Here is a 536-nt window from a genome sequence, read left to right as displayed (position 1 = left end):
ACGGCCCATCTCGGCGTCCCGGAGGCCCTCATCGCGACCCATGGTGCCGTCTCCGAGCCCGTCGCGCGCGCCATGGCCGAGGGGGCTCGAGCCGCCAGCGGTGCCACCTGGGCCGTCGCGGTGACCGGCATCGCCGGGCCGGGTGGGGGCACGCCCGAAAAGCCCGTCGGCACCATCCACCTCGCGGTCGCGGGGCCTGACGGCACGACCCATGTCCAGCGGCGATTCCCCTTCGATCGCGAGCGGATCCGAGTCGTGTCCGCGTGGTCCGCCCTCGACCTCCTGCGCCGCCGACTTTTTTCGGTCGACCCCGCTTGACGGTCTTGACGGGCACTGAACGCCTGTGCAGAATCCGCCCCGTCCCCTGGATGACGGAGCTCCCTCATGTGCGCACAACCCCGGGCCGCCAAGGCCACGACGACCGAGACTGCCCCCGCGCCGCGGGCTGATGGACTGCCCCCGCGCGACGCCGCTCGCGACAAGGCGATCGACGTCGCCGTCCAGACCATCGAGCGTCAGTTCGGCTCCGGCTCGAT

Annotated in this window: 1 protein-coding gene; it reads left to right on the top strand. The window is 72.4% G+C overall.

Annotated features, from left to right (window positions below; genetic code table 11):
- Window positions 1–318: CinA family protein (locus JNK74_30035; GenBank protein MBL7650410.1), on the top strand; the 318-nt coding region annotated here is incomplete at its 5' end.
- Window positions 319–536: the final 218 nt, after the last annotated feature.

The organism is Candidatus Hydrogenedentota bacterium, from assembly GCA_016791475.1.
GTDB lineage: Bacteria > Hydrogenedentota > Hydrogenedentia > Hydrogenedentales > JAEUWI01 > JAEUWI01.
Note: the sequence above shows the minus strand (reverse complement) of the source record. Positions and strands in the feature narration are given on the sequence as shown.